Raw genomic sequence first — 16,336 nt, 5'->3', positions numbered from 1 at the left:
GGGCATCGGAGTGAGAAAAAAACCTCCCCGCCCTGAGGCGGGGAGGCAGGATCGGAGATTACTTGACGGCTGCGCCGACGACGGAATCCCAGTTCTTGGTGATGGTTTCCTTGCCGGCGGCCTGCTCTTCGAGCGTCGGGAAGACAGCCTTTTCATAGGCTGCTGCCGGCGGCAGCTTGTCGAGCAGTTCCTTCGGGATCTTGTTGTTCTTGGCAAGATCGTTGAAGCGGATTGGGTGGCAATAGCCCTTCAGCCAGCCGAGCTGACCTTCGTCGGAATAGAGATATTCCATCCAGAGTTTGGCAGCGTTCGGGTGCGGAGCGAAGGCAGAAATCGCCTGGACGTAAACGCCGGCGACGACGCCCGTCTTCGGAACGACGACTTCGAACGGCGGGTTGCCCTTCAGGCTTTCACCCCAGGACATTGCATTGTAGTCCCAGGCGACGATGATCGGCGTTGAGCCCTGAGCGAACGGAGCCGCCTTGCCGACGACAGGCACGAAATTGCCGGCCTTGTTGAGTTCGGCAAAGAATTTCAGGCCTTCTTCGCCTGCCTTGGCCGCGTCACCGCCGGATGCGGAAAGGCCAGCGGCATAAACGCCCTGGACAGCCTGGTTGGCCGTGCGCGGATCGCCTGCGAGAGCGACGGTGTTTGCGTAGTCGCTCTTCTTCAGATCGGCCCAGTCGGCCGGCGACTGCTTGACGAGGTCCTTGTTCACGAGGAACGAAAGAACGCCGTAATAGTCACCGTACCAATAGCCTTCCGGATCCTTGGCCGTATCCGGGATCGAATCCCAGGTGGAGACCTTGTAAGGCTGGATCAGGCCGTCTTTCTTGGCGGACGGGCCGAAGGAGAGGCCGACGTCGATGACATCAGGAGCCTGCGGGCCGGTGTTGCCCTTGTTGGCCTTGATGGCTTCGACTTCGTCGCCCGAACCGGCATCCGGGTTCAGCTCGTTGACCTCGAGGCCATATTTGGCCTTGAAGCCGGCAATGACGTCGCCATAGCCGCACCAGTCGTGCGGGAGAGCGATTGTGGTCAGCGTGCCTTCTTTCTTGGCGGCAGCGATAAGTTCTGCGCTCGGTTCTGCAGCGGCAATCGCGGTCGAAGCCACGATCATCGCAGTAGAAAGCGACAGGAGTCGAGAAATGTTAGAGATCACTGTTGTTCTCCTTCGGGTTTTCAGTGTCTGGCGATGCTGTTAATGAGCTTACATGAAGCTTGTGTGACGGCTGCGTGACGGTGATTTTGCATGAATAGCAGGCGCTTGTGACAGATGTTCCATTTGCGACAGCGCGGTCTATTTCCGCAAAAATCCGCCATTGTTTTTCTCCCTCTTTGTCTTGTCCTCCTAACCCGGTTTGCGGAAGAGTTTGGTCTGCTCGAACAGCCCCTCCAATGTCTTCATGCGTTCCTTTGTCTCGTCCCAGGTCGAATTCTGGACGGCTTCGATCAGCGCCTCGACGATGAACAGGGTAACGACGGAGGAATCCCAGGCCGACGGTGCCTCGATCCGGACGCGGAAGGCGTGGCGGGCGAGTTTGGCGGCCGGTGAGCCCCATTGGTCGGTGAAGACAACAATTTCGGCGCCGCGCTTGCGGGCAGCGGTGGCAAGGCTGACCATTTCCTGCTCGTAGCGGCGAATGTCGAAGATGATCAGGATGTCGCCGGCATTCATGTTGAGGACATATTGCGGCCAACTGCTGGAATTCGCCGATAGCAGCGTCGTCGCCGGCCGGATGACCTGCATATGGGTGAAGAAATATTCGGCAAGCGCACCGGTGATGCGGCCGCCGACGAAATAGAGGCCACGCTTGCGGTCGGAGAGCAGCGAGGCGACGCTGTCGAAGGTCGCGGTGTCGAGATCGCTCAGCGTCTGGCGCAGATTGCCCATAATGGCATCGGCGAAACGGTTGAGAATATGGGTGCCCGGCGCGTTCTGCGCCCAGCGGTCATGTTTGGCGATCGGGTTCGATATCGTCGCCTCGACCTCCAGATGCAGATGCGCCTGAAAGTCCGGATAGCCCTTGAAGCCGAGCTTCTGCACCATGCGCACCACGGTGGGCGTGGAAACGCCGGCGTTCTCTGCAATCGTAGTGATGCTGCCGAGGCCGGAAACCGGATAGTTGTCGAGGAGGCTTTCCGCCAACTGCTTCTCGGCACGCGTCAACACGCCGAGATGCGAATGTATGACGTCCGAAACCGTCTTCGACGCAGTGGTCACGTGACTTTGCTCCCCGGGAGTGGTCTGGCGCCACTCTCCCAACCAAAGTTAACAACGCTGTCATAATCCATGTCAACCACTGTCATGAAAAGAAATTTTCAGCGGATGCTTGACAGTCGCTAAAAGCTGAAGAATTCTTTTCTGTAAAGCTTTCATTAAGGGATAGGAGTGGCGCCGTTGGTGCTGGCCCGGCCGAAAATCCTCAGCGAAGCGGACGGCGATTGCGTCGGGATCGAGCGCATCGAAGGCCGTAGCCCGGTATTGCTCGTCTGCGAGCACGCCTCGAAAACGCTTCCTGCCCGCTTCGGCGATCTCGGCCTGCCCAGCGAAGCGCTGTCGAGCCATATCGCCTGGGATCCGGGCGCGCTCGCCGTTGCCCGCGGCATATCGCAAGCAGTCGACGCGACGCTCGTCTACCAGCGCTTCTCCCGGCTCATCTACGACTGCAACCGGCCGCCCAGTTCACCGGGCGCCATGCCGGAGACCAGCGAGATCTATGCCATTCCCGGCAACAAGGATTTGAGCGCCGAAGAACGCCTGGCGCGCACCGATGCGCTTTATGTGCCTTTCCATGATGCCATCCGCGGACTGATCCGCGATCGGCGGGCGAGGGGGCAGGATACCGTCATCGTGACGATGCACAGCTTCACGCCGGTCTATCACGGCCGGCAACGCGCCGTCGAACTCGGCATATTGCATGACGAGGACAGCCGGCTCGCCGACCGCATGCTGGATGCCGCGGCCGATGCGCCGCTTTACAGGACTGAACGCAACCAGCCTTACGGACCCGAGGATGGCGTGACCCACACGCTGATCCTGCACGGGCTTTCGAACGGCCTGCGCAATGTAATGATCGAGGTCCGCAACGACCTCATCGCAGACGATGGCGGCCAAAGGGTCATGGCCGATTATCTGACAGGACTTCTCCAGCACAGCCTGGAAGCCTGATAAAAAAAGAAGACCCGAGGGAGCAGTTTATCTGCGGACGTCCGCACGGCGAAAATGCCGCGGACAATTGGCACTGGACCGGCTGCAATTCCGCGGCCGGTCGTGAACAGGGGGAAGTCATGTCGGACTATACCGAACTGGACAAGAAGCAGGATGTGCACATCCTGCATTCGATGGGCTATGCCCAAGAACTCGAACGGCGAATGAGTTCATTCTCGAATTTCGCCGTATCATTCTCCATCATCTGCATTCTCTCCGGCGGCATCAATTCGCTGGCCCAGGCGACCTCTGGCGCTGGCGGCGCGGCGATCGGCATCGGCTGGCCCGTGGGATGCTTCATCTCGCTCGTTTTCGCCGTCGCCATGGCGCAGATCAGCTCTGCCTATCCGACGGCCGGCGGCCTCTATCACTGGGGCTCGATCCTCGGCAACCGCTTCACCGGTTGGCTGACGGCCTGGTTCAACCTGCTCGGTCTCGTCACCGTTCTCGGCGCCATCAACGTCGGTACCTATTACTTCTTCATGGGCTCCTTCGGCACCACTTATCTCGGGCTGACGGACACGATCACGGTGCGGATCATTTTCCTCGTCATAATTACCGGCGCGCAGGCGCTGGTAAACCACATGGGGATTGGCTTGACCGCGAAGCTCACGGACTTCTCGGGTTATCTGATCTTCGCAACCTCGATCGCGCTGGCGGCTGTCTGCCTTCTTTCGGCGCCTTCCTATGAGTTCGGCCGCCTCTTCACTTTCGCCAACTATTCCGGCGAAGTCGGCGGTAGCGTCTGGCCGTCGACCTCGGGGGCCTGGGTCTTTCTTCTCGGCCTGCTGCTGCCGATCTACACCATCACCGGTTATGACGCCTCGGCGCATACATCGGAGGAGACGGTCAAGGCTGCCCATTCGGTTCCACGCGGCATGGTCGCCTCGGTCCTGTGGTCGGCGCTATTCGGCTACATCATGCTGTGCGCCTTCGTCCTCATGCTGCCGAACATGGACGACGCGGCCAAACAGGGCTGGAACGTGTTCTTCTGGGCGATGGACAGCCAGGTGAACCCCGTTGTCAAGGATATCCTATATCTTGCGATCTTCGTCAGCCAGTGGCTGTGCGGCCTTGCGACCGTCACCTCGGTCTCCCGCATGATCTTCGCCTTCTCGCGTGACGGCGGCCTACCGGCCTCCAAGGCGCTATCGAAGGTCAGCCCGCAATACCGCACTCCGGTGGCCGCGATCTGGACGGGATCGATCCTGTCGGTGCTGTTCGTTTGGTTCACCTCACTCGACTTCGTGAAAATCGGCGATACGCCCGTTTACACGATCGTGGTGTCGTGCACGGTCATCTTCCTGTTCTTCTCCTTTGCGATCCCGATCACGCTCGGCCTCTTCGCCTGGGGCACGTCCAAGTGGGACAAGATGGGTCCGTGGAACCTCGGCGAAGGCCTCTTCAAGCTCTTTGCCGTGCTCTCGATCATCGCGATGGTCCTGATCTTCGTTCTCGGAGTCCAGCCGCCGAACGGTGCTGCGCTTTACGTTACCGTCGGGTTCCTCTTGCTGACGGCGATCGTCTGGTTCGGCTTCGAGCGCCGGCGTTTCAAGGGGCCGCCGATCGGCGCCGAAGTGGCGAAGCGCCAGGCCGAAATCGCGGCGGCAGAAGCGGCCGTCGGCGAAAGCGGCGAACGTTAAGCATCGAGGCTTCCCTCTCAAATGGCGGGGCCGCTCCTGCGGCCCCATCACCGGTTCAACGAAAAGGCATCGGGGCGCCAAACCAGGCCGAGCGCATGCGATTTCGTTGCCCCGATTTTTTCAATCCCAATTTCAGGCGGATCACTCATGAGCAGCAGCTATACAATCGACGATCTCAGGAAGGATGTTGCCGAAGGGCGCATCGACACGGTTCTGGCCTGCCAGGTGGACATGCAGGGCCGGCTGATGGGCAAGCGCTTCCAGGCCGAATATTTCGTCGAAAGCGCCTGGAAAGAAACGCACAGCTGCAACTACCTGATCGCCACCGACATGGAGATGGAGACCGTCTCCGGTTACAAGGCGACGAGCTGGGAGAAAGGGTACGGCGACTATACGATGAAGCCGGATCTTTCGACGCTGCGCCGCATTCCATGGCTGGAAGGCACAGCGCTCGTGCTCTGCGACGTGCTCGACCATCACACCCATGAGGAGGTTGCCCATTCGCCGCGCGCGATCCTGAAGAAGCAGGTGAGGCGCCTCGAAGACATGGGCATGAAAGCCTACATGGCTTCCGAACTCGAATTCTTCCTGTTCGACCAGAGCTATGAGACCGCGCAGGCCTCGGGCTATCGCAATCTGAAGCTCGCCAGCGCCTATAACGAGGACTACCACATCTTCCAGACCACCAAGGAGGAAGAGGTGATGCGGGCGATCCGCACCGGGCTGCAGGGCGCCGGCATTCCGGTCGAGAACTCCAAGGGCGAGGCTTCCGCCGGCCAGGAAGAGATCAACGTGCGCTATGCCGATGCGCTCGCCATGGCCGACCGGCACGCGATCATCAAGAACGGCTGCAAGGAGATCGCCTGGTCGAAAGGCAAGGCCATCACCTTCCTTGCCAAATGGAATTACAACGCCGCCGGCAGTTCCTCGCATATCCACCAGTCGCTCTGGAGCCTGGAGGAGAAGCCTCTGTTCTTCGACCATGCCGGCAAATACGGCATGTCGCCGCTGATGCACAATTACGTTGCCGGACTTCTCGCCCATGCGAGCGAGATCACCTATTTCCTGGCGCCCTACATCAACTCCTACAAGCGCTTCATGGCCGGCACATTTGCGCCGACCAAGGCGATCTGGAGCAAGGACAACCGCACCGCCGGCTACCGCCTCTGCGGCGAGGAGACCAAGGGGATCCGCATCGAATGCCGGGTCGGAGGCTCCGATCTCAATCCCTATCTAGCCTTCGCCGCGCTGCTTGCCGCCGGTATCGACGGGATCGAGAACAAGATGGAGCTCGAAGCACCTTTCGTCGGCGACGCCTATGGCGGCAAGGATATCCGCGAAATCCCGCGCACGTTGCGCGCAGCAACGACTGCAATGACGGAATCGGCGATGTTGCGCAAAGCCTTCGGCGACGACGTCATCGACCATTACACCCGTGCTGCCGAATGGGAGCAGGAAGAATACGACCGCCGCATCACCGATTGGGAAGTGGCGCGGGGGTTCGAAAGAGCTTAATACGGATTCCGGGGGCTGCTTGCCCCTCACCCTAACCCTCTCCCCGTTCTGACGGGGAGAGGGGACGTGCCCTGCGAGATGTTGGCGAGGAACGGAGAGGTCGCGGCCATCCCCCTTCGCCCCGCGTGCGGGGAGTAGGTGCCGGCAGGCGGATGAGGGGCTGCGGCCTCACTCAATTTTTTAATACGAGGACGGAAATCGATCATGGCAATGATCCAATGCATTTCACCGATCGACGGATCGGTTTACGCGGAGCGCGCAGCACTTTCGCTCGACGCCGCCAAAGACGTGGTGGCGCGCGCCCGCAAGGCGCAGAAGGCCTGGGCGAGACGACCGCTTGAAGAGCGTGTTCAGCTTGTCCTGAAGGGTGCCGCACGGCTGAACGAGATGTCCGATGTCGTCGTGCCGGAGCTTGCCTGGCAGATGGGCCGGCCGATCAAGTACGGCGGCGAATACAAGGGCTTCAACGAACGTTCCAATTATGTCGCCTCGATCGCAGCGGATGCGCTGGCACCTGTTGTCGTCGAGGAGAGCGAGCGCTTCGAGCGCCGTATCGAACGCGAAGCACATGGCGTCGTCTTCGTCGTCGCACCGTGGAACTATCCCTATATGACGGCGATCAACACGATCGCACCGGCATTGATGGCAGGCAATACGGTGGTGCTGAAACATGCTTCGCAGACACTTGTTGTCGGCGAACGGCTGGTGCAGGCCTTTATCGAGGCCGGCGTTCCCGAGGATGTGTTCCAGAACGTTTTCCTCGATCATGAGACGACGTCGGCGCTGATTGCCGCCGGTAGCTTCAATTTCGTCAACTTCACCGGATCGGTCGAAGGCGGCCGCTCGATGGAGCGGGCCGCTGCCGGCACCTTCACCGGCCTCGGCCTCGAACTCGGCGGGAAGGATCCGGGTTATGTGATGGAAGACGCCGATCTCGATGCGGCCGTCGACACGTTGATGGACGGCGCGACCTATAATTCCGGCCAGTGCTGCTGCGGCATCGAGCGCATCTATGTGCATGAATCGCTCTACGATGCCTTCGTCGAGAAATCGGTCGCCTGGGTGTCGAACTACAAGCTCGGCAATCCGCTCGATCCCGAGACTTCGCTCGGGCCGATGGCGAACAAGCGTTTCGCCAAGGTCGTGCGCGAGCAGATTGCCGATGCGGTCGCGAAGGGCGCCAAGGCGCTTGTCGATCCCAAGCTTTTCCCTCAGGACGACGGCGGCGCCTATCTCGCCCCGCAGGTCCTCATCGATGTCGACCATTCCATGGCCTTCATGCGCGAGGAGACTTTCGGTCCGGCGGTCGGCATCATGAAGGTGAAGGGCGACGAGGAAGCGCTCGCTTTGATGAACGACAGCCAGTATGGACTGACCGCCTCGCTCTGGACCAAGGATGTCGAGCGGGCGGCGCGGCTTGGCCGGGAGATCGAAACCGGCACCGTCTTTATGAACCGCGCGGATTATCTCGATCCGGCGCTCTGCTGGACCGGCGTCAAGGAGACCGGCCGCGGTGGCTCGCTCTCGATTATCGGCTTCCAGAATCTGACGCGTCCGAAATCCTTCCACCTGAAGAAAGTCACAGCATGAGCAGCAGCAACATCATCGCAAACTGGAGCTATCCGACATCGGTCAAGCTCGGCCGGGGCCGCATCAAGGAACTGGCCGACGCCTGCAAGAGCCTCGGCATCAAAAAGCCGCTGCTCGTCACCGACCGCGGCCTCGCCTCGATGGCGATCACCAAGAACGCGCTCGATATCCTCGAAGATGCCGGCCTCGGCCGGGCGATCTTCGCTGACGTCGACCCGAACCCGAACGAGAAGAACCTCGATGCCGGCGTCAAGGCCTTCAAGGACGGCGGCCATGACGGCGTCGTCGCCTTCGGCGGCGGCTCGGGCCTCGATCTCGGCAAGTGCGTTGCGTTCATGGCCGGCCAGACGCGGCCGGTCTGGGACTTCGAGGATATCGGCGACTGGTGGACGCGTGCGAGCCTCGAAGGCATCGCTCCGATCGTCGCCGTGCCGACGACAGCGGGAACTGGCTCGGAAGTCGGGCGCGCCAGCGTCATCACCAATTCCGTCACGCATGTGAAGAAGATCATCTTCCATCCGAAGTTCCTGCCCGGCGTCGTCATTTCCGACCCGGAACTGACGGTCGGCATGCCAAAAATCATTACCGCCGGAACCGGTATGGATGCCTTCGCCCATTGCCTGGAAGCCTATTCGTCGCCGTTCTATCACCCGATGTCGGCCGGCATCGCGCTCGAAGGCATGCGCCTCGTCAAGGAATTCCTGCCGCGTGCCTATAAGGAAGGGACGGATCTCGAAGCCCGCGCCAACATGATGGCCGCCGCCGCCATGGGCGCCGTCGCCTTCCAGAAGGGGCTCGGCGCCATCCATGCGCTGTCGCATCCGATCGGCGCGGTCTACAACACCCATCACGGCATGACCAATGCGGTTGTCATGCCGGCGGTGCTGCGCTTCAACCGCGCTGTCATCGAGGAGAAGATCGGCCGGGCGGCCGCCTATCTCGGCATTTCGGGCGGTTTCGACGGCTTCTACGATTATGTGCTGAAGCTGCGTTCCGATCTCGGCGTGCCGGATACGCTGACGGCGATGGGAATCGTCCCCGACCGCATCGACGAATTGTCGGCCATGGCGATCGAGGATCCGAGTGCTGGCGGTAACCCGGTGCCGATGACGCTCGAAAATACCAAGGCACTTTTCAGGGACTGCTTCTGATAAGATCAGCCGACCTGCAGATTGGCCCGGAAAGCTCTTGCTTTCCGGGCCTTCTTGTCTTGGGGCATCCTGAATTTTAGGGATGTGAAAAATGCCCGCTGCAATTTCACCGCGCGCGTTTAGGATTTGTTAACCATGATTGGAAAGGATGGCTTAACCGCACGATGCTCCGACGGTGCGCAAAAGAGCGATGCCGGCTCGCGCCATTTTCCCTTCGAGGACCGAACATGCCTGTCATCACTTTCGCAAACACCAAGGGCGGCGCCGGCAAGACGACCGCTGTTCTCCTGCTCGCGACCGAGCTTGCCCGTCAGGGCTATCGCGTGACCATTCTGGATGCCGATCCGCAGCATTGGATTTCACGCTGGCACGAGATATCAGGGCACGTGCCCAATATTTCGGTGATCGATTTCGTGACGACCGCCTCACTGCCGCAGCATATCAGCGAGAACAAGCATAATACCGACTATTTCATCGTCGACCTGCCGGGCGCACGCAATCCGCTGCTTGCCACCGCCGTCGGCCTTTCCGACCACGTGCTGATCCCGATCCAGGGTTGTGCCATGGATGCGCGCGGCGGCGCGCAGGTGCTCGAGCTGCTGCAATATCTGGACGAGAAGGCCGGCATAAAGATCGGCCATTCGGTGGTGCTGACCCGCGTCAACTCGATGGTGACGACCCGGGCGCTGCAGCTCGTCAAGTCGCTGCTCAGCGAGCGGCACGTGCCGGTGCTGGACACGGCAATCATCGAACGTTCGGCCTTCCGCGACATCTTCGACTGTGGCGGCACGCTGCAGACCATGGACCCCACGCGGGTCAGCAACCTCGACAAGGCGCGTGAGAACGCCACCTGTTTCGCCGAGGAAATCATGCGCAAGGTGCCTGTTCGGTTGATAGCCTCGGCCCGCATGGCGACGGCGGCCTGAATACCCAAGCATGGAACAGAAAGGCCGTCGAAGCGATCCGGCGGCCTTATCGTTTGTGATCAGTCTGGCTTTGGCTCAGTCGACGAATTCGACCGTCACACCGGGCTTGACCATTTTCGCAAGCTCGGTCGCATCCCAGTTGGTCAGCCGAATGCAGCCGTGGCTCTGGGTGCGGCCGATCTTGGAGGGCTCCGGCGTGCCGTGGATGCCGTAGGTCGGCCTGGAAAGCGCCATCCAGACGGTGCCGACCGGGCCGTTCGGGCCTGGGGGAATGTTGAGGATCTTGTCGTTGGCGCCCTGCTGAAAGTTGATCTTCGGGTTGTAGGTATAACCGGGATTGAACGCGACGCGCTCGACCGTCACCGTGCCGGACGGGGAGGGGGTGTCGGTTGAGCCGATCGAAGCGGGGTAGGCGGCGATGAGATTGCCGGCGCCGTCATAGGCGAAAACCTGTTTGCGCCCCTTGTCGGCGATGATGCGGGCGACCTCGCCGGTCTTCGCTTCACCGGGATTGACGACCTTGATCACCGTGCCGGGAACGCTGAAATCGGCGCCGGGGTTCATTTCCTTGAGGAAGGCCTCGTCCATATGGAAACGCTCGGCCAGCATTTCTGTGGTCGAGGTATAGGCGAGCGACGGCAGCAGCGCCTTATGCGAATAATCTTCAGGGATCTCCGCGACGAAGGGACCAGCGGCATCGGCCGGCGTGATCGTATAGCTGACGACGGGCAGGCCGCCGTTCATGCGCAGCTCTTCCAGAATGGCATCGGTGTCGTTGGGGTCGAGCTTTGATCCCGTCATCTGGTCGTAAGCATAAATGCCCTTGGTGACGTTCGAGCCCATATGCCCGTCGATGACGCCGGGAGAGATGCCGGCGCGGTCGAGGAAGACCTGCAGCGCGACGATCTCGGGCTTCGACTTGTTCTTCAGCGTGATCACGGGCTCGTCGGGTGCTGCCTTCGGCGCGTCGGCGGGCGGGATCTGCTGATCGGGATCGATCGAGGCGTAATCGTCGCCCGACTGCGGATTGCCGATGCTGTTGTCGTCCGGATAGGGCTCCTCGCCGAGCGGCAGGCGCTCGATCGCTGCGTCGCGCGGAATGCCGCCGGTGACGGCGCCGCGCTCGGAATAACGCGTATCGCCATAGGGGTTGTCGTCGGCATAGTAGGGATCATTGCCGCCCTGGTCGGCATAGACCTCGCGCGAGCCGGGCCGGGGCGGATAGTAGCCGCGGGCGCGCATTTCGGTGGCGACGACATTGCCGTAGGCGTCGATCAGCACGCGGTTGCCGCTGCGATCGCGGGCATAGGCAAAGCCGCGGGGGACATAATCGAGGATTTCGCCGTTCGGCGTGACCAGCACGACATCGCTCTGGCGACGGTCACGAAACTGCTGCGCGCCGGCCTGCGGTGCTGCAGCCGCAACGGCTGCCAGCACGGCCGCAAGCGAAAATGCCGACTTCAAAAAGCGATTCACGTCTCACACCTCGAACAGTGACTGGGCCGACACACACCCGCGAATTTTGACGCTAGTGTGGAATTTATGAAAGCGTGCTGAACAAAATATGAAAATCCCTAAGATTTCCTTTTACTCATAAACGTTTGCATCCTTGTGTCCGTTCCGCAAAATCCACGGTTGCGGCAAAAGCGCAAGAGGAGAACGGCGCGATTGACGAAAGCCAGTGCGAAACCTAACGCTACGGCGGCCGATAAATCCTTGAGGAGACCCGAGATGATCGAATTTGCCGCTGCAGGCGGGCCGCGCCTGATGCTGGACGAAACATCGGTGCTGGATGTCGGTGGATGCATCGTCGACGGCGTGGATATTGCGCCAAAGCGCGCCATTCCGGACGATGGCGATCCGCGAATCGATCACTCGCTCGAAGGTTTCCTCTTCACCTGCGGCCCGGACCATATCCGCCATCGCCAGCCGATCGCCGGCCGGGCCGACGGCAAGGTCTATCCGCTGCACGGATCGGCCTCCGGCCACGCCGCCAAGATCCTGTGGAAGAAATACGAGAATGGCAATGCCGAATGCCGCGCCGATATCGACATCACCAGGGTCGAGGGATTGCCGCAGCGCATCGAGCGGCTGTGGCGGATCGACGGGGCGACCGGCGAGGTGCGGCTCGAAGACCGGATTATCAATACCAGCGATCAGGTGGTGCCGACCTTCCTGATGTACCATATGAATGTCGGCGGCAAATGGCTGGACGACGGCACGCGGCTCGAAGGCCGGATGCTGGAGAATGGCGGCTTCCCCTGGACATTCGGCGAGGAGCCGGGCGGCATCTTCTGTGTGCCGGCGACGGCAACGGAGGAGGGCCTGGCGGAAGTCCGGCTCGGGCCGATCGCCGCAATCGGCGGCAGGACGCTCAGCGTGCGCTTCCGCGCCGATACGCTGCCTTATCTGCAGGTCTGGCGGAACCAGAAGGCGCCCGCCCATATTCTCGGCATCGAGCCTGTGTCGCATCGCTGGGTCACGCGCGACGAGCTTCAGGCGGCAGGTGAATTCAACATGCTCGCCCCGGGCGAAAGCCGCAGCTATGAGCTCACCTTTGCGTTCCTGTGAGTGAAGTGTTGTTGACGCTTGCGGGCCTCCCGTCGTAGACCATCAGCCCACGATCTTTGAGGAGACAAGACGATGGATATTCGCCAGATCGACGATGAATATTCGGTTTCGGGGCAGATCACGCTTGAGGACCTCGACGAGATCAAGGCGCTGGGCTTCAAATCGATCGTCTGCCATCGCCCCGATCATGAAAGCCCCGACCAGACATCATTCTCCGTCATCGAGGCGCGTGCCAAAGAGCTCGGACTCGATATCGCCCATGTCCCGGTTGGACCGATGGGCGTGACCGAAGAGGCGGTGCAGGGCATGGTCGATGCGCTGGACGAATTCCCGCGGCCAATGCTCGGCTACTGCCGCTCGGGCGCGCGGTCGACGGCGATCTACCAGAAAACCCACCATATCCGCAATTGAGCGTCGTACGAGGCGCTGATTTTCAGGCGCTGCTGCGCAGCGCCGCCACTTCCATTCACTCAGGAGACGATAATGAGCATTAAGCGTATCGACGTCGGCGCACGCATGAGCGGCGCCGTCACTCACGGCAACACGGTTTATCTCGCAGGCCAGGTCGGCGAGGGCGAAAGCGTCACCGATCAGTGCAAGTCTGCGCTTGCGGAGGTTGACCGTCTGCTTGCAGCGTCCGGCAGCAACAAGTCCAAGATCCTGCAGACCCTCGTCTATCTTTCCGACATTGCTTATTTCGGCGAGATGAACGCAGCCTGGGAAGCCTGGATCGATCCGGCCAATCCGCCGGCACGCGCCACCAGCGAAGCCAAGCTCGCCGCGCCGAAATACAAGGTCGAGTTCATCGTTACGGCTGCGCTCGACTAAGATCGCCGCAGTTCCGTCTCTCAAGGCCGGTGGGCGACCCTACCGGCTTTTTGTTTGCGCGATTTCCGAAAGCGTTCTGGTCGGTGTGATCGCTTCCGGATCGAGTTTGACCTCTATGATCGCCGGTTTTCCGTTTGCGCGCGCGCGCTCGAAGGCGGGAGCGAATTCCTCCGTGCTTTCCACCGTCTCGCCGTGGCCGCCATAGGCGCGGGCAAGGGCTGCGAAGTCGGGATTGGTCAGATCGGTGCTGCTGACGCGGCCGGGATATTCGCGCTCCTGGTGCATGCGGATCGTGCCGTACATGCCGTTGTTGACGACGATCGCGATGATCGGCAGATCGTAGCGGATGGCGGTGGCGAATTCCTGGCCGTGCATCAGGAAGCAGCCATCGCCGGCAAAGCAGATGACTTCGCGCTCGGGAAAGAGCCGCTTGGCGGCCACCGCCGCCGGCAGGCCGTAACCCATCGAGCCGGAGGTAGGCGCGGCCTGGGTGTTGAAGCGGCGGAAACGATGGAAGCGGTGCAGCCAGGTGGCGTAGTTGCCCGCGCCGTTGGTGAAGATCGTGTCCGGCCCGGTATTGGCTTCCAGCCATTCCATGATCGGGCCCATATGGACGGCGCCCGGACCAGTTGCCGGCGGTTTCGACCAGGAAAGATAGGCCTGGTGCATGCGCTCAGTGCGCTCCGCCCAGTGCGGCTCGGCCGGCGCTTCGAGATCGGCGAGTGCGGCGACGAAATCGGAGGGAGCGGCGCAGATGGCGAGATCCGGGCGGTAGACGCGTCCCAGTTCGGAAGGATCGGGATAGACGTGCACCAGCGATTGCTGGGGGTAGGGGATATCGATCAGCGTATAGGACGAGGACGGCATTTCCGACATCCGACCGCCAAGAAGGATCAGCAGGTCGCTTTCCTTTATTTCCTTGGCGAGGACAGGATTGATGCCGATGCCGACATCGCCGGCGTAACAGGGATGCAGATGATCGAACAGCATCTGCCTGCGGAAGGAGCAGCCGACGGGAAGCTGAAAACGCTCGGCAAATCCTGCAAAATCGGCGACGGCATCTTCATCCCAGCGCGTGCCGCCGAGGATCACCATCGGCCGCTCGGCCTTCAGCAGTCTTCTATAGAGATCGTCGATCTGGCTGCGGCCGGGATGCGCCTCGACGCTCGTGTGACGCTTGGCGCCGGGCGCCTCGACTTCGTCGCGCAGCATATCCTCCGGCAGCGTCAGCACCACGGGGCCGGGGCGGCCGGAGGTGGCGATCGCAAAGGCGCGGGTGACGAATTCGGGAATGCGGGCGGCATCGTCGATCTCGCCCACCCATTTGGCGAATTCAGTGAAGGCGCGGCGGAATTCGACCTCCTGGAAGGCCTCGCGCTCGCGGGCTTCGCGCTGCACCTGACCGATGAAGAGGATCATCGGGATCGAGTCCTGTCTTGATATATGCAGGCCGGCTGAAGCGTTGGTGGCGCCGGGGCCGCGGGTGACCATGCAGATGCCGGGTTCGCCGGTCAGCCTGCCCCAGCAATCCGCCATCATCGCCGCTCCGCCCTCCTGACGGCAGACGAGGACGTCGATATCGCTATCGCGCAGGGCATCGAGGACCGCAAGAAAGCTCTCGCCGGGCACGCAGGAAAGGCGTTTGACGCCATTGGCTTTCAGCGCCTCGACGATCAGTTCTCCACCGGTCCTCTTCATGACGATGCCTCCCTCTCGCGCTCGGCGAGCTCCGCCAGAATTTCTTCTCTGTGTTCGTCGAGGCGCGGGCTCGGCCTGACGTAATGCAGCGGCGTCTCGGACAGCACCACCGGCGTCCTGACCCCCGGGATGAGTGTGCCCGCGGCATCCGCAAGGTCGATGCGCAGACCGCGGGCGCGCACCTGCGAATCGGCGAACATCTCCTCGATCGTATTGATCGCGCCGGCAGGAACGCCGTTCTCCTCACAAGCCTTCAACAGATCCGCTTTCTGCCATTTCAGCGTCTCGGTCGAAACGAGCCGGCGCAGTTCGGCCCGATTGCCGACCCGGGCCCTGTTGGTGGCGAAACGTTCGTCGCCGGCAATCGCCTCAAGGCCGAGGATGCCGCAGAGGCGAGCGAACTGGCCGTCATTGCCGACGGCAAGAATGAGGTAGCCATCGGCCGCCGGCACGACCTCATAGGGCGAGATATTCGGATGGGCGTTGCCGAGCCGGGTCGGTGCAGCGCCGGAGACGAGGTAGTTCATGTTCTGATTGGCGAGCACGGCCGATTGCACATCGAGCAGCGCCATGTCGACCAGCTGGCCTTCGCCTGTTTTCAAGGCATGGATCAGGGCCGCCTCGATCGCCGAGACGGCATAGATGCCGGTGAAGATATCGGCGATCGCCACGCCTGCCTTCATCGGCTGGCCGTCCGGCTCGCCTGTAATCGACATGAAGCCGGACATGCCCTGGACGATGTAATCGTAGCCGGCCAGATTGGCATAGGGGCCGGTCTGGCCGAAGCCGGTGATCGAGCAATAAACGAGCTTCGGGTTCAGTTTGCGCAGGCTGTCGTAATCGAGCCCATATTTGACGAGCCCGCCGACCTTGAAGTTCTCGATCACCACGTCAGCAGTGGAGACCAGCCGGCGGACGAGATCCTGGCCTTCCGGGCTTTTCAGGTCGGCGGCGATGGAGCGTTTGCCGCGATTGGCGGCATGGTAATAGGCGGCCGAGAGATTTTCGCCGTCGGCACCTTCGACAAAGGGCGGGCCCCATTGGCGCGTATCGTCGCCGCCATCGGGATTTTCGACCTTGATGACATCGGCGCCGAGATCGGCGAGCATCTGTCCGGCCCAGGGACCGGCGAGCACGCGGGCGAGCTCGATCACCCGGATACCGGCAAGCGGCGGTTTTTTCGTCAGGCTCTCGGTCATGGTC

General features: G+C 61.5%; 14 protein-coding genes. 9 read left to right on the top strand and 5 right to left on the bottom strand.

The features are described from left to right. Positions 1-58: 58 nt before the first annotated feature. Together AMK02_RS14705 and AMK02_RS14700 are read right to left on the bottom strand one after the other, a co-directional pair. The gene (locus tag AMK02_RS14705; protein WP_064803879.1) at positions 59-1,162 is read right to left on the bottom strand and encodes an ABC transporter substrate-binding protein; all 1,104 of its coding nucleotides are present in this window, start codon (positions 1,160-1,162) and stop codon (positions 59-61) included. Between the two features lie 189 nt (positions 1,163-1,351). Then, positions 1,352-2,224: a MurR/RpiR family transcriptional regulator gene (locus AMK02_RS14700; RefSeq protein WP_064803878.1), complete on the bottom strand. Its 873-nt coding sequence runs from the start codon at positions 2,222-2,224 to the stop codon at positions 1,352-1,354. Between the two features lie 177 nt (positions 2,225-2,401). Here AMK02_RS14700 and AMK02_RS14695 point away from each other — a divergent pair, with 177 nt between their 5' ends. The 6 genes from AMK02_RS14695 to AMK02_RS14670 all read left to right on the top strand — a co-directional run bounded on the left by AMK02_RS14695 (position 2,402) and on the right by AMK02_RS14670 (position 10,036). Continuing rightward, positions 2,402-3,172, top strand: a complete 771-nt coding sequence (locus AMK02_RS14695) for an N-formylglutamate amidohydrolase (protein ID WP_064803876.1) — start codon at positions 2,402-2,404, stop codon at positions 3,170-3,172. A gap of 119 nt (positions 3,173-3,291) precedes the next feature. Continuing rightward, positions 3,292-4,854 carry an amino acid permease gene (locus AMK02_RS14690; protein ID WP_064803874.1) on the top strand — a complete coding sequence of 521 codons (1,563 nt, stop codon included), beginning with the start codon at positions 3,292-3,294 and terminating at the stop codon, positions 4,852-4,854. Positions 4,855-5,001: 147 nt separating this feature from the next. Continuing rightward, positions 5,002-6,369, top strand: a complete 1,368-nt coding sequence (locus AMK02_RS14685) for a glutamine synthetase family protein (RefSeq protein WP_064803872.1) — start codon at positions 5,002-5,004, stop codon at positions 6,367-6,369. 204 nt (positions 6,370-6,573) lie between these two features. Then, a complete protein-coding gene (locus tag AMK02_RS14680; protein WP_064803870.1) occupies positions 6,574-7,959 on the top strand; it encodes an aldehyde dehydrogenase family protein in 1,386 nt (461 codons plus the stop codon). Next, on the top strand, positions 7,956-9,110 hold the full coding sequence (locus AMK02_RS14675; RefSeq protein WP_064803868.1) for an iron-containing alcohol dehydrogenase: 1,155 nt from the start codon (positions 7,956-7,958) through the stop codon (positions 9,108-9,110). Before AMK02_RS14680 ends, AMK02_RS14675 begins: the two co-directional genes overlap by 4 nt. A 227-nt stretch (positions 9,111-9,337) precedes the next feature. Continuing rightward, on the top strand, positions 9,338-10,036 hold the full coding sequence (locus tag AMK02_RS14670; RefSeq protein WP_064803866.1) for a ParA family protein: 699 nt from the start codon (positions 9,338-9,340) through the stop codon (positions 10,034-10,036). Positions 10,037-10,111: 75 nt separating this feature from the next. Here AMK02_RS14670 and AMK02_RS14665 read toward each other — a convergent pair whose 3' ends face one another. Further along, positions 10,112-11,512 (bottom strand): L,D-transpeptidase, encoded by a 1,401-nt coding sequence (locus tag AMK02_RS14665; RefSeq protein WP_064803864.1) that lies wholly within the window; start codon positions 11,510-11,512, stop codon positions 10,112-10,114. A gap of 255 nt (positions 11,513-11,767) precedes the next feature. Here AMK02_RS14665 and AMK02_RS14660 point away from each other — a divergent pair, with 255 nt between their 5' ends. The 3 genes from AMK02_RS14660 (at position 11,768) to AMK02_RS14650 (ending at position 13,435) form a co-directional block, all read left to right on the top strand. After that, on the top strand, positions 11,768-12,607 hold the full coding sequence (locus AMK02_RS14660; protein ID WP_064803862.1) for a DUF4432 family protein: 840 nt from the start codon (positions 11,768-11,770) through the stop codon (positions 12,605-12,607). Between the two features lie 72 nt (positions 12,608-12,679). Further along, positions 12,680-13,018: a TIGR01244 family sulfur transferase gene (locus AMK02_RS14655; protein WP_064803860.1), complete on the top strand. Its 339-nt coding sequence runs from the start codon at positions 12,680-12,682 to the stop codon at positions 13,016-13,018. A 72-nt stretch (positions 13,019-13,090) separates the two neighbouring features. Further along, positions 13,091-13,435: a RidA family protein gene (locus AMK02_RS14650; protein WP_064803859.1), complete on the top strand. Its 345-nt coding sequence runs from the start codon at positions 13,091-13,093 to the stop codon at positions 13,433-13,435. A gap of 39 nt (positions 13,436-13,474) precedes the next feature. Here AMK02_RS14650 and AMK02_RS14645 read toward each other — a convergent pair whose 3' ends face one another. Both AMK02_RS14645 and AMK02_RS14640 read right to left on the bottom strand, forming a co-directional pair. Further along, on the bottom strand, positions 13,475-15,133 hold the full coding sequence (locus AMK02_RS14645; protein WP_064803857.1) for a thiamine pyrophosphate-binding protein: 1,659 nt from the start codon (positions 15,131-15,133) through the stop codon (positions 13,475-13,477). Further along, on the bottom strand, positions 15,130-16,332 hold the full coding sequence (locus tag AMK02_RS14640; RefSeq protein WP_064803856.1) for a CaiB/BaiF CoA transferase family protein: 1,203 nt from the start codon (positions 16,330-16,332) through the stop codon (positions 15,130-15,132). Before AMK02_RS14640 ends, AMK02_RS14645 begins: the two co-directional genes overlap by 4 nt. Positions 16,333-16,336 lie beyond the last annotated feature (4 nt).

It is taken from the genome of Rhizobium sp. N731, from assembly GCF_001664145.1.
Lineage (GTDB): Bacteria > Pseudomonadota > Alphaproteobacteria > Rhizobiales > Rhizobiaceae > Rhizobium > Rhizobium esperanzae.
This window is presented reverse-complemented; position numbering and strand designations above follow the sequence as displayed.

Bases quoted from the DNA above. Each gene is read 5' to 3' on its own strand.
- AMK02_RS14690 (WP_064803874.1), top strand. From the start codon at position 3,292: ATGTCGGACTATACCGAACTGGACAAGAAGCAGGATGTGCACATCCTG.
- AMK02_RS14685 (WP_064803872.1), top strand. From the start codon at position 5,002: ATGAGCAGCAGCTATACAATCGACGATCTCAGGAAGGATGTTGCCGAA.
- AMK02_RS14680 (WP_064803870.1), top strand. From the start codon at position 6,574: ATGGCAATGATCCAATGCATTTCACCGATCGACGGATCGGTTTACGCG.
- AMK02_RS14675 (WP_064803868.1), top strand. From the start codon at position 7,956: ATGAGCAGCAGCAACATCATCGCAAACTGGAGCTATCCGACATCGGTC.
- AMK02_RS14670 (WP_064803866.1), top strand. From the start codon at position 9,338: ATGCCTGTCATCACTTTCGCAAACACCAAGGGCGGCGCCGGCAAGACG.
- AMK02_RS14660 (WP_064803862.1), top strand. From the start codon at position 11,768: ATGATCGAATTTGCCGCTGCAGGCGGGCCGCGCCTGATGCTGGACGAA.
- AMK02_RS14655 (WP_064803860.1), top strand. From the start codon at position 12,680: ATGGATATTCGCCAGATCGACGATGAATATTCGGTTTCGGGGCAGATC.
- AMK02_RS14650 (WP_064803859.1), top strand. From the start codon at position 13,091: ATGAGCATTAAGCGTATCGACGTCGGCGCACGCATGAGCGGCGCCGTC.
- AMK02_RS14645 (WP_064803857.1), bottom strand. From the start codon at position 15,133: ATGAAGAGGACCGGTGGAGAACTGATCGTCGAGGCGCTGAAAGCCAAT.
- AMK02_RS14640 (WP_064803856.1), bottom strand. From the start codon at position 16,332: ATGACCGAGAGCCTGACGAAAAAACCGCCGCTTGCCGGTATCCGGGTG.